Here is a 19,355-nt window from a genome sequence, read left to right as displayed (position 1 = left end):
CAACGGTGAGAGGTTCAAGGCGGTGTGTCACCCCGCGCATGCTCCTGTTCGAGTACCTCCGGAAGGTCGCCGAGCCGGTCCAACTGCCGCACCGGCCGGGCCACGCGCTGATTGCCGGCCAATAGTTCCCGGTGCCGGTCGAGGAACGCCCAGTAGCCGGCGGTGTACGGACACGCGTGCTCGCCGGTGCGCTCGCCTGGCCGGTAGACGCACGGGCCGCAGAAATCGCTCATGCGGTTCACGTACGCGCCGCCCGACGTGTAGGGCTTGGTGGTCATCCGGCCGCCGTCGGCGTACTGGGACATGCCGACGACGTTGGGGAGCATGACCCAGTCGTAGCCGTCCACGAAGCAGCGGTGGAACCAGTCCGTGACGGCGGCGGGGTCCCAGCCCCGCTGGAGCGCGTGACTGCCGAGCATCATCAGTCGGGGGATGTGGTGCGTCCAGCCCGTGTCCCGCACCTGGGCCAAGACCGTGCGCAGGCAGTTCGCCCGCACGGCGTCCGCGTCCAGGCCGCTCCACCAGTCCGGCAGCGGCGCGGTGTGCCGGAGCGTGTTGGAGCGCCGGTAGTCCTCGCCGAAGTACCAGTACACCTGCCAGACGTACTCGCGCCAGCCGGCGATCTGCCGCACGAAGCCCTCCACGCTGTTCAGCGGCGCCAGACCCTCGCGCCAGGCACGCTCTGCCCGTTCGACGCACTCGGCCGGGTCGAGCAGGCCGAGGTTCAGGGAGGACGAGAGGAGGCTGTGGCTCATCGCGGGGTCGCCGGCGAGCATGGCGTCCTCGTAGGGCCCGAACGTGGCGAGCCGGCGTTCGACGAAACGCCGCAGTGCCCGTCGCGCCTCCGCCCGGGTGGCGGGGAACAGGCGGGGCCCGTCCCGTCCGACGAAGGAAACGTCGCCCTCGCGCTCCCAGCGGTCGAGGTCGTCGCGGACCTCCTCGTCGATGTCGTCCTCGCGGGGCCGGTACGGGCGGCCGACCTGGAGTGAGGTGGCCTCGCGGGGCGGGGGTTCCCGGTTGTCGTGATCGAGGTTCCACCGTCCTCCCGCGGGCTGCTCGCCGTCCATGAGCAGGTCGTGCCCGCGGCGGACCCAGCGGTAGAAGTCCTCCTGCCGCAGGCGCCTGCCGCCGTGGCCGTCGGCCCAGGCGGTGAAGTCGGCCAACGGCACGAGGAAGCCGCGGGCGGGGCCCACCGTCACTCCGGGCAGGGTGCGCACCAGGCGCAGGGCCGCGTGCGAGGTGGGGTGGTGGACGCCGACCGGGCGCCCGCGCGCCGCCCGTTCGAGGCCCTGACGGTAGGTGTCGGCACGCACGTACGTGACGCGGTCGCCCAGTTCGGCCGCGCGGTGGCGCATCGCGGACAGCACCAGGTGGGCCTTGGCCCGGTGGAATCGGCGCCGCCGGAAGACGGAGCGCGCCTCGATCATGAGCAACCGGGTTTCCGGTCCGGGTCCCCCTTCGCCCGGCGTGAGGAAGTGCGGACCCAGTTGGTCACCGAAGAGCCAGTGCACGACGCGTCCCCTCAGTCCCGGCCGCGGGCGTGCTTGAAGCGCGCGAGCCCGTCGGCGAGGTCGACGAGCGGGTCCGGATAGTCGAGTTCTCCTCGTTCCGCTGCCGACAGGCGCCAGGGTTCGTGCACCTTCCTGCCGGTCACACTCCTGAGTTCGGGGACCCAGCGCCGTACGTACGTGCCGTCCGGGTCGAACCGCTTGGCCTGGACGAGCGGATTGAGGACGCGGTGGGGGCGGGTGTCGGTGCCGGTGCCGGCGACCCACTGCCAGTTGAGCTGGTTGTTGACGACATCGCCGTCCACGAGGAGGTCCAGGAAGTGCCGGGCGCCGATCCGCCAGTCGACGTACAGCGTCTTGGTCAGGAAACTCGCCACCAGCAACCGTGCCCGGTTGTGCATCCAGCCCTGGTGACGCAACTGGCGCATGGCCGCGTCGACGACCGGGTAACCCGTCCGTCCGCCCCGCCAGGCGACGATGTCCTCGGCGGCGTCCTCCTCGTCACGCCAGCGGTCGTGCCGGGTGCGGTAGTCCTTCACCGACGCCTCGGGCCGGGCCGCCAGCACCTGGTGGTGGAAGTCCCGCCAGCACACCTGGCGGACGAACGCCTCCGCGCCGGGCCCGCCGTGCGCGCGGGCCCGGTGGACGAGTTCCAGCGGGGAGAGCGCACCGAAGTGGAGGTACGGCGACAGCCGGGACGTGGCATCGTCCGCGAGGTCGTCGTGCCGCTCCTCGTAGCGGGACAGTCCAGAGCGCGACCACCGTGCGAACCGGTCGCGCCCGGCCGTCTCCCCTCCGGCCGGAAGACCGGGCGAGGCACCGGCCACGTCCGCGCGGTCGGGCAGCGGCTCGCCGCGGACTCCGTCCGGCACACGCACGGTGCGCGGAGCGGCCAGGGGCTTTCTCGACGAGACCTGCGACCAGCGGCGGAAGTAGGGAGTGAACACCGCGAAGTGGTCCGAGCCGGAGGGCGTCACCGCCCCCGGGGCGACGGCGGTGATCACCGTCTCGTGCACGCGCAGTGCGACGCCGTCCTCGCCCAGCCCCTCGCGCAGCCGTTCCTCGCGGTGCTGGGCGTACGCGGTGACACCCGCGGCCACGTGCACCTCGGTGGCCCCGCACCGGGCGGCGACCGCGCGGACCTCCCGGACGACCGGTCCGTCGCGGACCACGAGCCGGCCACCGCGGCGGCGCAGCGAGGAGTCGAGGTCGCTGAGACAGTCGACGAGGAAGGCCCTGCGGTTGGGGGCGTCGAACCCCGCCTCGTGGATGCCGGCGTCGAGGACGAACAGCGGCACCACCTCGTCCGCCGCCTCGAGCGCGGCGTGCAGAGGCGGGTGATCGTGCAGACGCAGGTCCGAGGTGAACAGGACGACCGCGACGGTCATGGCGTCACTCCTGGCGCAGTGGTGCTTGAGTGGTGCTTGGACGAAGGCTCAGTGCTCCACACTTCGCGGGCTGCGTCGACGCCGGATGCGCCGCGAACGGTCATCACTCCTGCGGGTGGTCAGGCCCTTGGCGGCGGCCTGACCGATGTTGCGCGCCATGCCGCCGAAGACAACGGCATGGAAGGGGGACACGGACCACCAGTAGGCGTGGCCGAGCAGCCCACGCGGATGGAACAGGGCACGCTGCCGATAGCGGGTACGGCCTTCCGCGTCCGTCTCGACGTGCATCTCCAGCCACGCCAGTCCCGGCAGCCGCATCTCCGCACGCAGCCGCAGCAGCCGTCCCGGTTCGATCTCCTCGACCCGCCAGAAGTCCAGCGAGTCGCCGACCCGCAGGTGCTGGGCGTCCCGCCGGCCGCGGCGCAGCCCGACACCGCCGACGAACCGGTCCAGCCAGCCGCGGACGGCCCAGGCCAGCGGGAAGGAGTACCAGCCGTTGTCCCCGCCGATGCCCTCCACCACTTTCCACAGGGCTTCCGGAGACGCGTCGACCCGCAGTTCCCGCTCGTCCTGGTACAGACTGCCGCCGGCCCAGTCGGGGTCGGTGGGCAGGGGATCACTGGGGGCTCCGGGGACCGAGGCGGACGACCAGCGCGTGACCACCTGGGCCTCCCGGACCCGACGCAGGGCCAGCGCCAGGGCTTCGTCGAACGGCAGGGGCCGGCCGGGAGCGTCAGGGACGTACCGGGCGATGTCGTGCTCCTGGCACACCACCTCATGACGCAGGGACTCCGTCAGGGGCCGCGCGAGGGCGGCCGGGACCGGCGTGACGAGGCCGACCCAGTGGCTGGACAACCCGGGAGTGAGCACCGGAACCGGCACGATGATCCGCCGCCGGAGCCCGCTCATGGTGGCGTAGCGGCGCATCATCTCGCGGTAGGTGAGCACGTCCGGCCCTCCGACGTCGAAGGCGCGGTCGACGTTGTCCGGCATGGTGGCCGACCCGACCAGGTAGTGCAACACGTCGCGGATCGCGATGGGCTGGGTACGGGTGTGCACCCAACTGGGCGTCACCATGACGGGAAGCCGCTCGGTCAGGTAGCGCAGCATCTCGAAGGACGCCGACCCCGATCCGATGACCACAGCGGCCCGCAGCACGGTGGCGGGCACGGGGGCGTCGAGGAAGATGCGGCCGACCTCCGCGCGTGACCGCAGATGAGGGGAGAGCGTGCGTTCGGGAACGCCCCGCGGAGTCAGACCACCCAGGTAGACGATCCTCCGCACGCCCGCCTCGTACGCCTGTTGGGCGAAGACGCGCGCCGCACGACGGTCGGTGTCCTCGAAGCCGGAGCCCGACCCGAGGGCGTGCACCAGGTAGTAGGCGACGTCGACGCCGCGCATGGCCTCGGCGACGGAACGCGGGTCGGTGACGTCTCCCCGCACGCTCTCGACATCGGACGCCCAGGGCTGGTCACGGAGTTTGGCCGGGGTGCGGGCCAGACACCGCACCCGGTGACCGGCCCCCAGCAACTCCGGCACGAGGCGTCCGCCGACGTACCCGGAGGCCCCGGTCACCAGACAGAGCAGTCGTTGCTGGTCCTGCCGTCCGTTCGCCGCCACGGCTCTTTCCTTCCAGTCCGTTCACCACACCATGCCGGGACTTCCGATCACTTGCCCCACAACGTCACCGCGCCCGTCGCGGCGGCCCGCGGCCGTGACCAGGAACCGGGATCCGCCCGGTTCCGCCGAGGTCTCGATCAGGGCGCCGCGCGACGGCACCGGTGCGCACACGTCCGCCCGCAGTCCGATCACCGCGGCAGCCGTCATCCCACTCTCCAGCAGAACCGCCTGCCGCCCCGCCTCCAGGACCGCCAACAGGGGCATGCGCGCCGGCCGGCCGGCCAGGAGCACCGGGTGCCCGGGGTCGCGCGGGGCGGTCACCAGTCGTCCTTGAGGTGCTCGCGCCAGCATCACGTCACCGTCGGCCGTGGCACCGACCGCGGCCGCCGGGGGATGCAGCAGACCCGGAAGCGGTGCTCCCTCCACGGGTACCGCCGAGCCCGCCGGGCGGGCGAACCGCATGGTGCACGACCCGAAGGATTCCCCCGTGTGCAGGAACTCGGCCGTGACGCGATGGGACACGGGCCGACCGGCCACGGTCACCAGATCGCTCACGCTCATCCGCACGTCCACGTCGGTGGCGCCGCCCCGCTCCACGGGCCACGACCGCAGCCGCAGTCCCAGGCGGACCGAGACGGGTTCGAGCCGAGCACGAACCGCTCCCGGAGGACGGCCGTACTCCAGTGCGAGGGCGAGCTGCCGGGCGGACTCCGCCATGATCAGCGGATGGTGCGCCACCGCGCCCAGCGCGCGTTCGTTCAGCGGATGCAGGCGGGGCCACTGGCAACGGGCCGCGAAGCAGCGCCTGCCGAGGCGGGCGAAGGACTCCACCAGCAGCGACGCCATCGTGTCCAGACCCAGGCCGCGCCAGGTGAGCGGTACCTGCCGTATCACCGGCTCCGGCGCCGGACGGTCACCGACGCCGTCGTCGTGCCGCCGGCCGCGCGCGTCGAACGCCTGGTCCGTCGCCACCTCGTGCATGAGCGTCTCCTGCCGGCAGGCCGGGCGGTGCGGCCGCTGCGCGCACCAGGTCGTCACTGCCCACTTCGGACACAGGGTCCGCGGCGGATGCACGCCCCGGTACCGGCCCGGGACCCTGTCGCCGGACATGCATCCGAAGCGAGCACACACGCGGAAACAGCGGACATGAGGCTAAAAGACGAAATGCCCGTCGATCACCATCTGGCCACCGTCTACCGCTACGGTGCGGGCTTCTGCGGGCTGGTCCTGCTGGTCTTCGCATGTCTCGGCTTCGCGGACGCGCTGAGCCCGTTCGACACCGCGGGCGACACGATCGCCGGCATGACCACCAACGTCGCGCTCAGCGTGATCTCCGCCGTCGTCGGCCTCACGCTGCTCGCCGGCGCGGCCGTCGGCGGCAACTTCGCCTCGGTCCTCAACATGACGGTCGGCGCGCTCTTCGTCCTGAGCGGGTTCTTCCACGTCTTCGTACTGGACCGTCGCGCCAACGTCCTCGACTTCGGGATGACCAACGTGATCTTCAGCTTCGTCATGGGACTGGTCATCGCCACGTTCGGCATGTACGGCCGGGTGTCCAGCAAGCTGTCGCACGACAACCCCTACTGGCAGCGTCGTCATCCCGAGCAGGCGGCTCGGGAACGAGAGGCGGCCGCCGCCCTGCCGGACGCGGAACGGGGCGGGCACGCTCTGCCCGCAGGACAGGACCCCGAGGGCGCGAGGGCACCACGATCACCCGCCTGGCGTCCTCCCAGGAACGGGATGCGCTGACGGCCGGCCCGCGTGCGGGGCCGATGCGCCCGGCGGGGGCTACGGAGCGTGGCTGCGTTGACGCGCGTGACGCTCCCGCCAGCGGTCGGTCACCTGCGTCTTCACGTTGAACGCCCTGGTCGTGGCACGGTCGGCCGCTGAACCGCGGGAGGGGAGGAGGCCGATCTGGCGGCCCAGTTCGGCGCCGTCGAAGATGGTTCGGGAACGCCGGATGCGTCCGGTGTCCACTTCGACGAAGTCGACACCCTGCAGGGCGATGTGCCGTTTCGTGGGGGCGAGACCCTGGTACGGCGCTCCGTCGAAGGTACCGGTCATGCGCCATTCCACCGCTGCGTACCGGTCGTCTCCGACGGCGTGTTCCATGGTCATCACCAGGTCGGGCATGGCCAGGCGGACCTCTTCGAAGTACCGCCGCACAGCCTGCCGGCCCCGGCGCAGACCCACGGGGACGACGTCGAAGACGACATCCTCGTGGAGGAGTTCGGTGAAGTGGTCCAGATGCCCGGCGGCCACGGACCGGAACGCCGCTCGGGCCACGTCGACCGGGTCGACGCTGTGCGCTGTTGCATTCACGGCCGCCTCCTGAAGTCGGTGGAGGGCACGCGCCGGAAGCCCGGCGGAGTGCCTGACGGAACCACTGCCGGTTTCCTTTCCAGACTGGATCCTCAGCACGTCCGGCGCACCCCGGCGGCCACGGTCCGTGGCCCTTGCGACGCTGCGCTCTAGTGCCGGCCGGGCTACCCGGGCGGTCGTCGTGGCAGGCGCACGGTGAACGTGGTGGTGCCCGGGCCGCCGGTGACAGTCGCGCTGCCGCCGTGTGCGGCGGCCACCGCGGCGACGATGGACAGCCCGAGCCCCGTGCCGCCCCCGTCGGCGCCGCGGGGGCCGTCTCCGTGGACGAAGCGGTCGAAGAGGTGGTCGCGCAGGGCGGGCGGGACACCCGGCCCGTCGTCGGTCACCGTGAGGCAGGCCGTGCCGTCGTCGTCCCGCCGTACGCCCACGGTCACCGCGGTACCGGGAGGTGTGTGCAGCCGGGCGTTGGCCGTGAGGTTCGCGAGAAGCTGGTGAAGGCGGTGCCGGTCGCCCGACACGATGACCGGCTCCCGCGGCAGTTCCAGGGACCATCGGTGATCCGGACCGGCGGCGCGCGCGTCGTCGACCACGTCCAGCACGAGCCGCGTCAGGTCGACGGGTTCGTCCTCCAGGGGGCGGCCGGCGTCCAGGCGGGCGAGCAGGAGGAGGTCGTCGACCATGGCGCCCATCCGGGCCGACTCCGCGGCGATCCGCTCCAGCGCGCGGCCCACCTCGGGTGGCAGGGGGCCGCGGTGGAGCAGGGCCAGCTCGGCGTGACCGCGCACCGAGGCCACGGGGGTGCGCAGTTCGTGACTGGCGTCGGCGGAGAAGCTGCGAAGACGTTCCTCACTGCGTTGGCGCTGGGTCAGGGCATGCTCCACGTGTCCCAGCATCCGGTTGAACGCGGTGGTGACCTGGTCGACCTCCTCGCTGCGTGGCCGGGTGTCGGGGGCGCGCGCGGGCAGCGCGACCGTCCCGCTCGCGAGGGGAAGCTCACTGACCCGGGTCGCGGTGTCGGCGATGCGGCTGAGGGGGCGCAGGGACCAGCGCACCCAGAGCGCACCCGCGACGCCGGCACCGACGAGCGCCAGCCCGAAGACGCTGCCCGCGACGAGTTCGAGCCGGTGGACCGCCGCTTCGACCGGCTCCAGCGGCAGGCCGGTGATCAGCGTGTCGCCGTCCCGCCCCTGCCATGCCCTCACCCGGTAGTCGCCGAGGCCGGTCAGCTCGACGCTGTGGCCCTGTCCGTCCGTGGGCACAGCCGCGAGGGCCCGGGCGTCGTCGGCGTCGACCTCGAGGGTGACCACGTCAGCCGGTGCGTCGCCCTGTCGGACCACGGCGGCGTTGGTCACCCGGCCGTCCGCGATCCGGACCCCCAGCGTCTCGGCGGCCTGGCGGCGGGTGTCACCGCGTTCGTCTCCGTCGTGGTCGTCGTGGTCCGTGTCCGGGTGCTCCAGACTCGCCGCGAAAGCGCTGCCCGTGTCGGCCAGCTGCTGGTCGAGGCGGTCGGTGAGGAACCCGTTCAGTTCCAGTACGGCCGCCCCGCCCACCGTGGCGCACGCGACGGCGAGCAGCACGAGCAGCCCGGCGGTCAGGCGGGCGCGCAGCGTACGAAGGCGCGTCCACCTCACTGGGGCGCCGGCTTCAGGACGTATCCGGCGCCCCGCACCGTGTGGATCATCGGGGCGCGGCCCGAGTCGATCTTCTTGCGAAGGTACGAGATGTACAGCTCGACGACGTGGGCACCGCCTCCGAAGTCGTAGGACCAGACCAGATCGAGAAGCTGCGTCTTGCTCAACACCTGACGAGCGTGCCGCATGAGGCAGCGCAGCAGCTGGAACTCGGTCGGCGACAGGTCGATCAGATCGCCGCCCCGGGTGACTTCGTGCGCGTCCTCGTCCAGTTCCAGGTCCCCGACCACGAGCAGGGAGTCGGTCGCCCGCTCGCGTGTCATCCCGGCGCGGCGCAGCAGGCCGCGCAGTCGCGCGACTAGCTCCCCGAGGCTGAACGGCTTGGTCACGTAGTCGTCGCCGCCCGCCGTGATCCCGGTGATGCGGTCCTCGACGGCATCCCGCGCCGTGAGGAACAGCACGCACACGTGCGGCTGCTCGGCGCGCAGGTCGCGCAGGACCGACAGCCCGTCGCGGTCCGGCAGCATGATGTCCAGGACGACGGCGTCGGGCCGGAAGGCGCGGGCTTCACGGACGGCGGCATCCGCCGAGGCCGCCGCGCGGACGTCCCAGCCCTCGTAGCGCAGGGCCCCGGTGACGACCTCGGCGAGATCGGGTTCGTCGTCGACGACGAGGACGCGCACGGGGGTGCCGTCGGCACGGGTCAGGACTGCGCTGGGTGTGTTCATGGCCGTCCCAGCATCCCCCGTAACCCTCTGGATTTCCTCTGAACGTCTTCTGCGCCCCCTCGTACCGTCACGGTCGGGGTGCGGCTCAGAGCCGGCTCAGAGGTCGCGGCGCCACAGTGGACAGCCCCTGCCCGAGGAGACGTCCATGGCCACCGCGACCGACCGACCGCCCCCGGCGCGGCACCGCGCCCCCGCCACGCCGTGGCGGGCATCACCGGCCGCGGCGCTCCAGGCGGCCGCGTGGGCAGGAGGCATCGCCGTACTCGCGCTGTGGTGGAGGGACACGGGCTCGGTCGTCGGCGCGGCCGGCTGGCTCACCGGTGCGGGGCGCATCACGGGGCTCCTGTGCGGTTACATGTGCGCCCTGCTGGTCGCCCTGATGGCGCGGGTGCCGTGGCTGGAGAGCCGGGTGGGCAGCGACCGTGCCGCGCGCTGGCACGCCTCGGCGGGTCGCTGGACCATCGGCCTGCTCCTGGCGCACATCCTGCTGATCGTCCTCGGCTATGCGGCACAGGCACAGGTGGGGGCGTTGAGAGAACTCGGCACGATCGTGTTCGATCTGCCGGAGATGCTCAAAGCCACGGCAGGCGCCCTGATACTGCTCGCCGTCGGCTACACCTCGGTGCGCGCGGTACGTCGCCGGATGCGCTACGAGACCTGGTACCACCTGCACCTTCTCACGTACGCGGCGGTCTTCCTCGGGTTCTCGCACCAGCTGGCCGTCGGGGCGGACTTCGTGAGCAACCCGCCTGCCCGCGCCGCCTGGTACACGCTGTACGTCTCCGTGGCCTGCCTGGTCCTGTACTTCCGGGTCCTCATCCCGGTGCGGCTCAATCTCCGGCACCGGATCCATGTCGAGGCCGTCGTGCCCGAGGCGCCCGGTGTGTACTCCGTCTGGATGCGGGGTCGCCGGCTCGACCGGCTCGACGCCCGGCCGGGGCAGTTCCTGCGCTGGCGCTTCCTGACCCCCGGCATGCGGGGCGCCAGCCATCCGTACTCGCTCTCGGCCGTGCCGCGCGACGACCTGATGCGCATCACCGTCAAGACGCTCGGCGATCACAGTGCGGCCGTCGCCGCCCTCCGCCCCGGCACCCGGGTGTGGGCGGAAGGGCCGTACGGCGCCCTCACCGCGGCACGACGCAGCCGCCGCAAGGTGTTGCTGATCGCGGGCGGCACCGGGATCACCCCGCTGCGCACGCTGTTCGAGACGCTGCCCGCCGCGCCCGGCGACCTGACGCTGCTCTACCGGGCGCGCACCCCGCACGAGCTGGCGCTGAGCGGGGAACTGGAAGCCGTCGCCGCCGCACGCGGAGCCCGTCTCGTGTACGTCCTCAACAACCCGGACGGCTCGCGCGTCCGGATCACCGCGGAACGGCTCACGGCGATCGTGCCGGACATCGACCGGCAAGACGTGTACCTGTGCGGGCCGAGGGGACTGTCCCTGGCCGTGTACGACGCCCTGCGTGACGCCGGGGTGCCCGCGTCCCGCATCCACCACGAGTCCTTCGAACTGTGAGCCCCGCCATGCGCGCCCACCCCGTCCGCCGCACCGCGCTGACCTGCGCCGCCACCGTCACCGTGACGGTCCTCGCGCTGTCCCTCAAGCCCCACCATCCGCCGGTCGGCGCCCTGCCGCCCGCCACGACGCCCACGCCGAGCAGCGGCACCGGCACGGGGGGAACCTCCTCGGGAACCCGTACGGTCACAGGCCCCACGGTCCAGACCCGCTACGGACCCGTTCAGGTGCAGCTCACGTTCGACGGTTCGCGGATCGTCGCCGCGCGCGCCGTGCAGTCTCCCGGCGGCGATCCCCGCAGCCGGCAGATCAACGCCTCGGCGGTGCCCGCTCTCATGAAGGAGACGGTGGACGCCCAGAGCGCCCACCTCGACGCGGTCTCGGGCGCGACCTACACGAGCGAGGGCTACATGAGCTCTCTGCAGAGCGCGCTGGACCAGGCTCGTGCCTGAGCCGGAACTGCACCGCGTGGTGCACACGATGGGCACGGTGTTTACCTGCACGGTGCGCGCCGAACCCGCGCCCAGCCTCCGCCGGGCCCTCGACGCGGCCGAAAGCCTGCTGCACCACGTCGACGAGGTCTTCTCGCCCTTTCGGACGGACAGCGCCGTCAGTCGCGTCAGGCACGGGCGGCCCGTGCCCGGGGAGTGGCAGCCGGAACTGCGCGAAATCCTCGCCCTGTGTGCGGACGCCCACCGGCGCACCGGCGGCCGGTTCGCGGCGTGGCACTCGGGCGACTTCGACCCGAGCGGTCTCGTCAAGGGATGGGCGGTGGAGCGTGCTGCGGTTCTGCTCCGCGAGGCGGGGGCGGAGCACGTGTGTCTCAACGGGGGAGGGGACGTGCAACTGTACGGCGGGCCCTGGCGCGTAGGCATCACCCATCCCCTCCGGCCCGGCACCTGCGCCGCGGTGGTCGAGTCGCCCGGAGGCCCGCTGGCAATCGCCACGTCCGGACCCGGCGAGCGGGGATGCCACATCGTGGACCCGCGCACCGGCGCGCCGCCCACGGACGGCCTCGCCTCGCTGACCGTGACCGCTCCTTCGCTCACGGAGGCCGACGTGCTCGCGACGGCTGCGTACTGCATGGGCGCCGAAGCCCGCGGGTGGCTGGGCACCCTGCCCGGCGTCGCCGCCTTCGCGGTGATGCCGGACGGACAGACCTGGACGACCGGCAAGGGCTGAGCGTGAAGGCGGCCCGCCGGGCGTCGGGACCGATGCCGACCTCCGGTTCGGCCGCAGGGGCTGGCCGAAGGGACCCTCGGTCGCGTCCGGGGACGAGTGGCCCCTACCCCGGCGCCTCCGTCGCGCGACACGCTGGAGTCGGAAGGGCCGACACGGGAGGTGTGCGACATGACCCGCACGATCACGGTGGGAATCGACGGCTCGCCCCAGAGTCACGCCGCCGCCGAGTGGGCGGCCCGTGAGGCGGAGTTGCGCGACTTGCCGGTACGCCTGCTCCACGTGTGGGAGCCGGCTCCAGCGGTCCTGGCCCAGGATCCGGTCCTCGGCGCGAAGACCCACCAGCACTGGACGGAGCGTGTCCCCCAGAAAGTGGGCGATGGGCTCCGGCTGCGCCACCCCGGTGTCGTGGTGACCAGTGACCAGCGGTCCGGCCCACCGGCGGACACGCTGGTCAGGGACGCCGACGGGGTGGAACTGCTGGTCCTGGGCACGCGCGCGCTCAGCGGACTCGGTGGCTTCCTGGCCGGTTCCGTCGGACAGTCCGTGATCGCCCACAGCGATGCTCCCGTGGTACTCGTGCGTGCGGGTGAGCAGGAGGCCGACGAACACGTCACGGATTGCGTCGGTGTGCCGTCCGCGGCCACCGCCTTCCGGCCGGTCGTCGTCGGACTCGACGTCAGCAGTCCCGACGACGGTGTGCTCGCCTTCGCCTTCGACGAGGCACAGCGCCGCGGCACGGCCGTGCACGTGGTCAGCGGCTGGCAGCCACCGCCCTACTACCCTTCACTGGCCGCGGGTGTGGTGGCCGACCAAGGGGTGGCCCGCAGGAAGGCCGCCGACCTCACCCGGCTGCTCCTGCCCTGGCGGCAGACGTACCCCGATGTCGAGGTCGTCGAGGTGTCCCGCCCCGGCAGCCCCGCCCACCTTCTGGTCGACGCCTCGCAGGAGGCGTCCCTGGTGGTCGTCGGGCGGCGCATCCGGCCCGCCCCGCTCGGCGCGCACATCGGTGCGGTCGCCCGCGCGGTGCTGCACCACGTCGGTGCACCCGTCGCCGTCGTGGCGCATCCCTGACGCATTTCGGTCGAGAGGAGGGCGTCATGTATCTGCCTCTGGTGGTCGGGGTCGACGGCTCGGAGCCCAGCCTGCGAGCCGTCGACTGGGCGGCCGACGAGGCCACCCTGCACACAGTTCCCCTCCTGGTGGTCTGCGGGACCCTGTGGGAGCGGTACGAGGGCGCCGCCCTCGCCCGCGAGCTGGACGGGACCCCCGCCGACACGAGGGCCGACGACATCCTCGACGCCGCCGCCCGGCGTGCCCGGCGACGGCATCCCGATCTCGTCGTCACCACCGAGACGGTGCTCGACGAGGCCGAGCACGCCCTGGTCTGCGCGGGGCGCAACGCGTCCATGATCATCGTGGGCAGCCGAGGCCGCAGTGGCATCGCCGACAGGCTGCTGGGCTCCGTGAGCCGGACCGTGGCCGCCGGGAGCGACTGCCCGGTCGTCGTGCTGCGCGGCAACCACGACAACCACGCCCTCGGAGGACGGGACGGCCGCGTCGTCGTCGGTGTCGGCGAGCCGGCGGCGTCCGTCCTGCGGCTCGCCTTCACGGAAGCACGTCTGCGTCATGTGCCCCTTGCGGCCGTTCGGGCCTGGCGCTGTCCCGCCCACGAGACGATCGACCATCCCTTGCTGACGGGAGAACCCGCCCGGCTGTACGAGGAGCGGGCAGCCAGGGAACTGGAAGCAGCCCTGGAAGACGCGCCGCCCGATGTCGCCGTGCGCCGGCACACCGTCGAGGGCCCGGCACGCGCGGTGCTGCCCGCCGCTTCGGCGGAAGCCGGCCTGCTGGTGATCGGCCGTCGCACCCAGGGGCGGCTCGGCCGGGTCGCCCACGCCGTCCTGCACCGCTCGGCCTGCCCGGTCGTCGTCGTGCCGGAGCGGACGTGAGCACGCCGAGCGGGCCGAGGGCCGACAAGCGGCGGGCGGGGGCCGACCGGCCCAAGCGGCGTCCGTGCTGCCGGGGACAGTCTGGAGTTGTGGGGCAATCCCCGTCGTACCGACGGTCGTGGGCCCGCCCGGCGCGGACCGGTCACCGTGGCCCCGGATGCTCCCGAGCGCTAGGAGAGTGAGCATCACGATGAAAGGCTACGTATTCCACGGTCCGGGCCGGTCCGCTTGGGAGGACACACCCGATCCGGAACTGAAGGAGCCCACCGACGCCATCGTGCGGGTCGACGCCGTCACCATCTGCGGGACGGACCTGCACATTCTGAAAGGGGACGTCCCCGAGGTGCGGCCCGGAACCGTCCTCGGTCACGAAGCGGTCGGCGAGATCGTCGAGGTCGGCACGGACGTACGCACCGTACGGCCGGGAGACCGCGCCCTGGTGTCCTGCATCACCGCCTGCGGACGGTGCCGTTACTGCCGTGAGGGCGTTTACGGCCAGTGCCTCGGCGGGGGCGGCTGGATCCTCGGCCATCTGATCAACGGCACTCAGGCGGAGTACGTGCGAGTCCCGTACGCGGACCTCTCCGTGCACCCGCTGCCGGGCGCGGTCACCGACGAGGACGCCGTGCTGCTCGCCGACATCTTCCCGACGGCCTACGAGGTGGGCGTGCTCAACGGGCGCGTCCGTCCCGGCGACACGGTCGTCGTGGTGGGCGCCGGCCCCGTAGGACTCGCCGCGGTCGCCACGGCACGGCTGTTCGCACCCGAGCGGATCGTCGTCGTGGACCTGGCCACCGCCCGGCTGGAGGCCGCCCGCAAGCTCGGGGCCGAGGCCGTGGCGGACGCCCGCGAGGACCCGGAGCAGCTGGTCGCCGACCTGACCGGGGGACTCGGCGCCGATGTCGTCATCGAGGCCGTGGGCGTTGCGGAGACGTTCGAGATGTGCACCCGTATGGTGCGCCCGGGCGGGCACGTCGCCAACGTCGGCGTGCACGGCAGGCCGGCGACCCTGCACCTGGAAGACCTGTGGATCAAGAACGTCACCGTCACCACCGGCCTGGTCGACACCCGCTCCACGCCGACGCTGCTGCGCATGACCGCGGCCGGACGGCTCCCCACCGGCCAGCTGGTGACCCACACCTTCCCGCTCGATCGCATGGAGGAGGCGTACGAGGTCTTCTCCGCGGCCGCCGACACGGGGGCGCTGAAGGTGGTCCTCGGTGGCCCCCGGCGCGAAGTCGTCGCCGCGGACGCGGTCTGACACGGCCCGGCCGTCCGACGCGTCCGGCGGAGCGTTCGCCGGGCGCGCCGCCGGCCGCGTCGGAGCCGGTCACCCGCGGGGCAATCCGCAGGAAAACCGGCGTGCGCGGTCTCGATCTTCGTCCGGACCGGAGAAGGAAGGCGTACCCGCCACACGCATACGCGAGAGACGTACGAGGCTCGATCTCCAGGGCCATCACAGGCTTACCCACCGTGAGGTGGTATGTGGTCTCCACGCCTGGGGGCCGCTGGGTGCGCCGGCCGTTCGGCATCGGCCAGCCGAAGGCGTGCACCAGTCGCAGTGCGGTGCCGCGTGATTCCGCCCTCACGGGCCGCCTCCCCACCGCTGCGAAGCTCGACGGGAAGCCGCCCGCCCCCACCACCACGGCAGCCGTCATGACCGGGCACCTTCCCTGATGGTGAGCTTCAGGAGGATCACTGGTGTCGCCGGTGGGGGACGAGGAGCACCGGGCAGTTGGCGTGGTGCAGGACGCCCTGACTGACGGAGCCCAGGAGCATGCCGCGGAAGCCGCCGTGGCCCCGGGTGCCCACGACCAGACCGCGGGCGTGCTCAGCGGCCCTGCTCAGTTCCTGGACCGGGTGTCCTTCAAGTACTTCATGGTGCAGCTCCACGCCCGGACGGGCCGCAGTACGCCCCGCCGTCGTCTCGGCCAGCACCCGGCGGCACTCATGCAGCGCGGCGTTCTCGTCCAGCACACCGAGCAGGGGGGTGTGCCAGACGTACAAGGCGCGCAGGTTCACGCCGCGCAGTTCCGCCTCGTCGAACGCGAAGTCCACGGCGGCAGCCGAGTCGGCGCTGCCATCCACGCCGACAACGAAGTACGGCGGTTGCTGGGTCGTGTGCTCGTCCTCGCGCAGGACGACGACCGGGCATGCCGACCGCGCGCTCAGCGGCAGCGAGACCGCGGTGGAGGAGAACAGCTCACGTGCGGCCCCCGACTGCCGTGAACCGACTACCACCAGGGTGGCGTCGTGCGACTGCTCCGCCAGAACCCATGCGGGGTCCCCCTCGGCCAGCAGCGTGGCCGTCGCGACGCCGGGGCAGCGCTTTTCGACGAAGGCCAGTGCGTCGTCGAGCACGGCGTTGCCCGTGGCGTGTGCTTCTTCGCGCCACCGTTGCCATGAGGGGAGACCGCGTTCCTGACTGCTGCCCGGGAGCGGTTCACCCTGGGCGTGTACGAGCTTCAGCGGCAGCCGACGACGCTGTGCCTCGTCGGCGGCCCAGGCCAGAGCCGTGCGCCGCTCGGTACCGGGACCGACGCCGACCACGATGGGGACTGCATTCATGTCGGTGTGCATGCTGGGCACCTCCACTCCAAAGGTCATGGCCGGCCGTGCCGCCGGGCCCCTCAGGCCCGTACGACCGCGACCGGGCTGTGCGCGTGTTGAAGGACGGCCCGGCCGACCGAGCCTGCGCCGGCAGCACGGTGAGCAATCCTCCGGGAACGACCAGGCTGGACACGTCCGTATGCGGAGCCTCCGCGCGAGCCCGGAGGAGCGCTTCCTCCGCAAGGCGTCCGCCCCCGGCCTGCAATGTTCTCGGGCCGAATTGGGCAGTGAGGCATCCAGGGGCAGACGCGCGGGCCGGGCCGGCGCAGTGGACGACCCGAAGCGTCAGGTCGCGGACTTCCGCCTCACGTGCCGTCCATACGACTGCTTCGAGACCTGGCGCCGAACCGTCCGCGCCCATGCCCATGAGACCGCTCATCAATCCTCCTTCCGCCTCGCGGGCTCCTCACCGCCCGAGCACCTTCGACGCCGCGTCCGCGGAACGCCGCACGACGCGCCCTGGTTCAACTGGCCGCGCGTCCCCACTGGGAACCGACGTCCCGCCACTCGTGCTCCCACGCGGCGCGACGGCGGCGGTTGAGGACGATTCGCACGCCGTAGTAGCCGGCGGCTGCCGCCGTGACGACGGCGAAGGAGGACGCGGCACCCATGAACGCCGCGTCCACCCCCGCCTGGGTGGCGGCGGGCGGGGCCGTTGTCAGGTGGTTCTGGCGATCCGTCCAGACCGTGACCCTCGAGCCCGCCTTCATACCCTCGTCGACGGGGATTTTGCCCGAGTGCCGGGTGCCGTCAGGTGCCGTCCACCGCACGGTGGCGTCGATCCGGCCTCCGGTCGTCCCCGTGGACAGGGAACTGCTGGACACGTCCGAAACGAGGGTGGCGGTCGCGGAGTGCCGCTCCGCGCGTCGTTGTGCGGCGCTGTGTGCCGCGGCGTGCGCCCCCAGCACTCCGGCCACGGGACCCGCGAGGGCGATGACGAGCCAGACGATCAGGAGGATCCAGGCCTCGAGTACGTCCTCGCGGCGGCGCAGCGGATTGCGGCGCCAACGCCACAGGGACCGCCGAATGGTTGTGCCTGTGCGCATCGTGACCACCTCCGGCTGTCGTCTTCAGCCTCACGCAGCGGCGGTCTGTGAACCAGGGGCCGTTCGGGCACCGCCTCGGGACCCGGTGGGTCGACCGGCCCCGGACCTCTCGGGGCTGAGGGCCAGGGGGAGCGGGGCCGCCGCTCCGGCGTGGACCGTCGGATTCCGACTCATGGCGTTCCCGGCTGCAGCGTGCTCGGGGCGAGCCCGGCCGAGGGGTTCGACGTCGCGTGCGGCCTCCTCGGCCGGACACGTGCAGGTCGACCGAGACGACGCCGTCGACGCCCAGGTACGGCCGCTCGACGACGGGAACGAGCTGCTGATTATCCAAGCGGCCCTCGACGGTGCACTTGGCCTTCTTCCACGTGCACCGTCATGTCGGTGGGCGCCAGACCCGGCATCCGGACCAGGACGTCGCGGGACATCTCCTCCGGCAGGGCGTCGTCCAGCTCCTCGACCGTGACATTCCCACCGGCGGAGCGGTCCGTCGGCTCGGGGAGCCGGACCGGCCCGGCGGGATCGGGGCGCCGAGCGACCTTGCGGACCAGTTCCGCCTGCGACACGACGTCGACGGGGCGACCGATATCGTCCACCACTGGGACGGCGGTGACGTCGTTGTGGGTCAGGGCCTCGGCGACCGCCTTGAAAGAAATGTCAGTTCGACCGCGGACAACGGGCCGGGGCATGAGATCTCCTACCGCTCGGTGCTGCCCCTGACATGGGAACTTCGTGCTGGACTTCGTGCCGGACTTCGTGCCGACGACGAGGGCCGTCCGGCAGGTCCGCCGGGACCGTCGGCCGTCTGGTGGGCGCGGCGACCGCGCGCGAGGCTGGAGTGAGGAACCCCTTCGACGGAGAGGGCGCGGTCATGTACGCACACCTCGGCGACCGGCTGATCGTCGAAAGCCCGTCCACCGGCGTCACGCGGCGGGACGGGGAGATAGTCGGCCTCCACCACGACGACGGAACTCCGCCCTACGACGTGCGCTGGTCCGACACCGGGGATGTCACTCTGGTGTTCCCCGGCCCCGACGCACGTGTGAGCCATGGGTCGGTAGAAGTGAGGGGGGCGGAGGGAGCGCCTTCGGGCGTGCCCCGTGGCGAAGGGGTCGAATCCCCCCTGGCCGCTGCCGAGGCCGGCGACGTCGGTCGACGCCTGGCCGCGGCGCGCCGACGCAAAGGGCTGAGCCTGGAGCAGGTGGCCCAACGGGCCCGGATGGCGCCGCAGTACCTGGCCTACCTGGAGACGCACACCGCGGATCCGGGATTCGGCAGCCTCGTGCGACTGGCCGATGCCCTGGGTACGACCTACGTCGAGCTGCAGGGAGGCGGCGCCGACCGTCCACCGGGGCAGGGAGTGGCACTTCGCGACCCGATGCTGCGCGACCTCGACGAGGAGGAGTGCCGCGCCCTGCTCTCGACGCACGGAGTGGGCCGCCTCGCGCTGAACACACCCGACGGCCCAGCGGTCTTCCCCCTCAACTATGTGGTGTCGGAGGGAGACATCGCGTTCCGTACCGACCCCGACGCGGCCACTGCCGCGGCCGTGGACAGCCAGGTGGCCTTCGAGGTCGACCACATCGACGAACCCATGAGTCAGGGATGGAGCGTTCTCGTGGTCGGTCGATGCCGGGCCGTGACGGATGCGGAGGAGGCACGTCGGCTGGCGGAGCACGCGCACACCGAGCCATGGCCCGGCGGACGACGCACCATGTGGCTCGCCGTGGAGACGGAACGTCTGACAGGACGTCGTATCACTTCCGTGTCCGGCTCCTGAGACTGGTGGTGCTCGCACGGCGCACGAGGCGGGGCCCTCCGGTCCCGGAAACACGCGCCCCGGGTGGCGTCGGACCGG

General features: G+C 72.3%; 18 protein-coding genes. 8 read left to right on the top strand and 10 right to left on the bottom strand.

Translation table 11 applies throughout. The features are described 5' to 3' along the window. Positions 1 to 14: 14 nt before the first annotated feature. From NI25_RS03600 to NI25_RS03585, 4 genes are read right to left on the bottom strand one after another with little or no spacing between them, the layout of a single operon-like run. Positions 15 to 1,511, bottom strand: a complete 1,497-nt coding sequence (locus tag NI25_RS03600; RefSeq protein ID WP_061441031.1) for a cryptochrome/photolyase family protein — start codon at positions 1,509 to 1,511, stop codon at positions 15 to 17. A gap of 11 nt (positions 1,512 to 1,522) precedes the next feature. Next, a complete protein-coding gene (locus tag NI25_RS03595; RefSeq protein ID WP_061441030.1) occupies positions 1,523 to 2,896 on the bottom strand; it encodes a cryptochrome/photolyase family protein in 1,374 nt (457 codons plus the stop codon). A gap of 48 nt (positions 2,897 to 2,944) precedes the next feature. Further along, complete coding sequence (locus tag NI25_RS03590; RefSeq protein ID WP_061441029.1) at positions 2,945 to 4,516, bottom strand: SDR family oxidoreductase; 1,572 nt, start codon at positions 4,514 to 4,516, stop codon at positions 2,945 to 2,947. Positions 4,517 to 4,537: 21 nt separating this feature from the next. After that, on the bottom strand, positions 4,538 to 5,497 hold the full coding sequence (locus tag NI25_RS03585) for a hypothetical protein (RefSeq protein WP_233520672.1): 960 nt from the start codon (positions 5,495 to 5,497) through the stop codon (positions 4,538 to 4,540). Between the two features lie 165 nt (positions 5,498 to 5,662). Between NI25_RS03585 and NI25_RS03580 the strand changes: the two genes are divergently transcribed. Further along, a complete protein-coding gene (locus NI25_RS03580; RefSeq protein ID WP_061441028.1) occupies positions 5,663 to 6,265 on the top strand; it encodes a DUF4383 domain-containing protein in 603 nt (200 codons plus the stop codon). Positions 6,266 to 6,304: 39 nt separating this feature from the next. Here the strand turns inward: NI25_RS03580 and NI25_RS03575 are convergent, their stop codons facing one another. From NI25_RS03575 to NI25_RS03565, 3 genes are all read right to left on the bottom strand, one after another. Next, positions 6,305 to 6,838: an ester cyclase gene (locus tag NI25_RS03575; protein WP_061441027.1), complete on the bottom strand. Its 534-nt coding sequence runs from the start codon at positions 6,836 to 6,838 to the stop codon at positions 6,305 to 6,307. Between the two features lie 164 nt (positions 6,839 to 7,002). Further along, the gene (locus NI25_RS03570; protein ID WP_061441026.1) at positions 7,003 to 8,469 is read right to left on the bottom strand and encodes a sensor histidine kinase; all 1,467 of its coding nucleotides are present in this window, start codon (positions 8,467 to 8,469) and stop codon (positions 7,003 to 7,005) included. Next, positions 8,466 to 9,197, bottom strand: coding sequence for a response regulator transcription factor (locus tag NI25_RS03565; protein ID WP_061441025.1), 732 nt, complete (start codon positions 9,195 to 9,197; stop codon positions 8,466 to 8,468). The genes NI25_RS03570 and NI25_RS03565 overlap by 4 nt, the downstream gene beginning before the upstream one ends. 145 nt (positions 9,198 to 9,342) lie before the next feature. On the opposite strand from NI25_RS03565, the gene NI25_RS03560 reads away from it, so the two are divergent. The 6 genes from NI25_RS03560 to NI25_RS03535 all read left to right on the top strand — a co-directional run bounded on the left by NI25_RS03560 (position 9,343) and on the right by NI25_RS03535 (position 15,105). Next, positions 9,343 to 10,713, top strand: coding sequence for a ferric reductase-like transmembrane domain-containing protein (locus NI25_RS03560; RefSeq protein ID WP_061441024.1), 1,371 nt, complete (start codon positions 9,343 to 9,345; stop codon positions 10,711 to 10,713). 8 nt (positions 10,714 to 10,721) lie between these two features. After that, the gene (locus tag NI25_RS03555) at positions 10,722 to 11,165 is read left to right on the top strand and encodes an FMN-binding protein (protein WP_061446732.1); all 444 of its coding nucleotides are present in this window, start codon (positions 10,722 to 10,724) and stop codon (positions 11,163 to 11,165) included. Then, a complete protein-coding gene (locus tag NI25_RS03550; protein WP_107071612.1) occupies positions 11,158 to 11,895 on the top strand; it encodes an FAD:protein FMN transferase in 738 nt (245 codons plus the stop codon). The genes NI25_RS03555 and NI25_RS03550 overlap by 8 nt, the downstream gene beginning before the upstream one ends. Positions 11,896 to 12,063: 168 nt before the next feature. Next, the gene (locus tag NI25_RS03545; RefSeq protein ID WP_061441023.1) at positions 12,064 to 12,966 is read left to right on the top strand and encodes a universal stress protein; all 903 of its coding nucleotides are present in this window, start codon (positions 12,064 to 12,066) and stop codon (positions 12,964 to 12,966) included. A 26-nt stretch (positions 12,967 to 12,992) separates the two neighbouring features. After that, complete coding sequence (locus tag NI25_RS03540) at positions 12,993 to 13,844, top strand: universal stress protein (RefSeq protein WP_061441022.1); 852 nt, start codon at positions 12,993 to 12,995, stop codon at positions 13,842 to 13,844. A 190-nt stretch (positions 13,845 to 14,034) separates the two neighbouring features. Then, the gene (locus NI25_RS03535) at positions 14,035 to 15,105 is read left to right on the top strand and encodes a zinc-dependent alcohol dehydrogenase family protein (RefSeq protein ID WP_061441021.1); all 1,071 of its coding nucleotides are present in this window, start codon (positions 14,035 to 14,037) and stop codon (positions 15,103 to 15,105) included. A gap of 434 nt (positions 15,106 to 15,539) precedes the next feature. Here NI25_RS03535 and NI25_RS03530 read toward each other — a convergent pair whose 3' ends face one another. The 3 genes from NI25_RS03530 to NI25_RS39945 form a co-directional block, all read right to left on the bottom strand. Beyond that, complete coding sequence (locus NI25_RS03530) at positions 15,540 to 16,424, bottom strand: universal stress protein (protein WP_061446730.1); 885 nt, start codon at positions 16,422 to 16,424, stop codon at positions 15,540 to 15,542. A 494-nt stretch (positions 16,425 to 16,918) separates the two neighbouring features. Then, a complete protein-coding gene (locus NI25_RS03525) occupies positions 16,919 to 17,500 on the bottom strand; it encodes a hypothetical protein (RefSeq protein WP_061446729.1) in 582 nt (193 codons plus the stop codon). A gap of 323 nt (positions 17,501 to 17,823) precedes the next feature. Further along, positions 17,824 to 18,186: a CBS domain-containing protein gene (locus NI25_RS39945; protein ID WP_107071611.1), complete on the bottom strand. Its 363-nt coding sequence runs from the start codon at positions 18,184 to 18,186 to the stop codon at positions 17,824 to 17,826. 182 nt (positions 18,187 to 18,368) lie between these two features. Between NI25_RS39945 and NI25_RS03515 the strand changes: the two genes are divergently transcribed. Next, positions 18,369 to 19,277, top strand: a complete 909-nt coding sequence (locus NI25_RS03515; RefSeq protein ID WP_061441020.1) for a pyridoxamine 5'-phosphate oxidase family protein — start codon at positions 18,369 to 18,371, stop codon at positions 19,275 to 19,277. Positions 19,278 to 19,355 lie beyond the last annotated feature (78 nt).

The sequence above is a fragment of the Streptomyces sp. CCM_MD2014 genome (assembly GCF_000772045.1).
Taxonomy (GTDB): Bacteria; Actinomycetota; Actinomycetes; order Streptomycetales; family Streptomycetaceae; genus Streptomyces; species Streptomyces salinarius.
This window is presented reverse-complemented; position numbering and strand designations above follow the sequence as displayed.

Coding starts and splice junctions, on each gene's coding strand:
- NI25_RS03595 (WP_061441030.1), bottom strand. CDS start 2,896: ATGACCGTCGCGGTCGTCCTGTTCACCTCGGACCTGCGTCTGCACGAT.
- NI25_RS03585 (WP_233520672.1), bottom strand. CDS start 5,497: ATGCACGAGGTGGCGACGGACCAGGCGTTCGACGCGCGCGGCCGGCGG.
- NI25_RS03580 (WP_061441028.1), top strand. CDS start 5,663: ATGAGGCTAAAAGACGAAATGCCCGTCGATCACCATCTGGCCACCGTC.
- NI25_RS03565 (WP_061441025.1), bottom strand. CDS start 9,197: ATGAACACACCCAGCGCAGTCCTGACCCGTGCCGACGGCACCCCCGTG.
- NI25_RS03560 (WP_061441024.1), top strand. CDS start 9,343: ATGGCCACCGCGACCGACCGACCGCCCCCGGCGCGGCACCGCGCCCCC.
- NI25_RS03555 (WP_061446732.1), top strand. CDS start 10,722: ATGCGCGCCCACCCCGTCCGCCGCACCGCGCTGACCTGCGCCGCCACC.
- NI25_RS03545 (WP_061441023.1), top strand. CDS start 12,064: ATGACCCGCACGATCACGGTGGGAATCGACGGCTCGCCCCAGAGTCAC.
- NI25_RS03540 (WP_061441022.1), top strand. CDS start 12,993: ATGTATCTGCCTCTGGTGGTCGGGGTCGACGGCTCGGAGCCCAGCCTG.
- NI25_RS03535 (WP_061441021.1), top strand. CDS start 14,035: ATGAAAGGCTACGTATTCCACGGTCCGGGCCGGTCCGCTTGGGAGGAC.
- NI25_RS03530 (WP_061446730.1), bottom strand. CDS start 16,424: ATGCACACCGACATGAATGCAGTCCCCATCGTGGTCGGCGTCGGTCCC.
- NI25_RS03525 (WP_061446729.1), bottom strand. CDS start 17,500: ATGCGCACAGGCACAACCATTCGGCGGTCCCTGTGGCGTTGGCGCCGC.
- NI25_RS39945 (WP_107071611.1), bottom strand. CDS start 18,186: ATGCCCCGGCCCGTTGTCCGCGGTCGAACTGACATTTCTTTCAAGGCG.
- NI25_RS03515 (WP_061441020.1), top strand. CDS start 18,369: ATGTACGCACACCTCGGCGACCGGCTGATCGTCGAAAGCCCGTCCACC.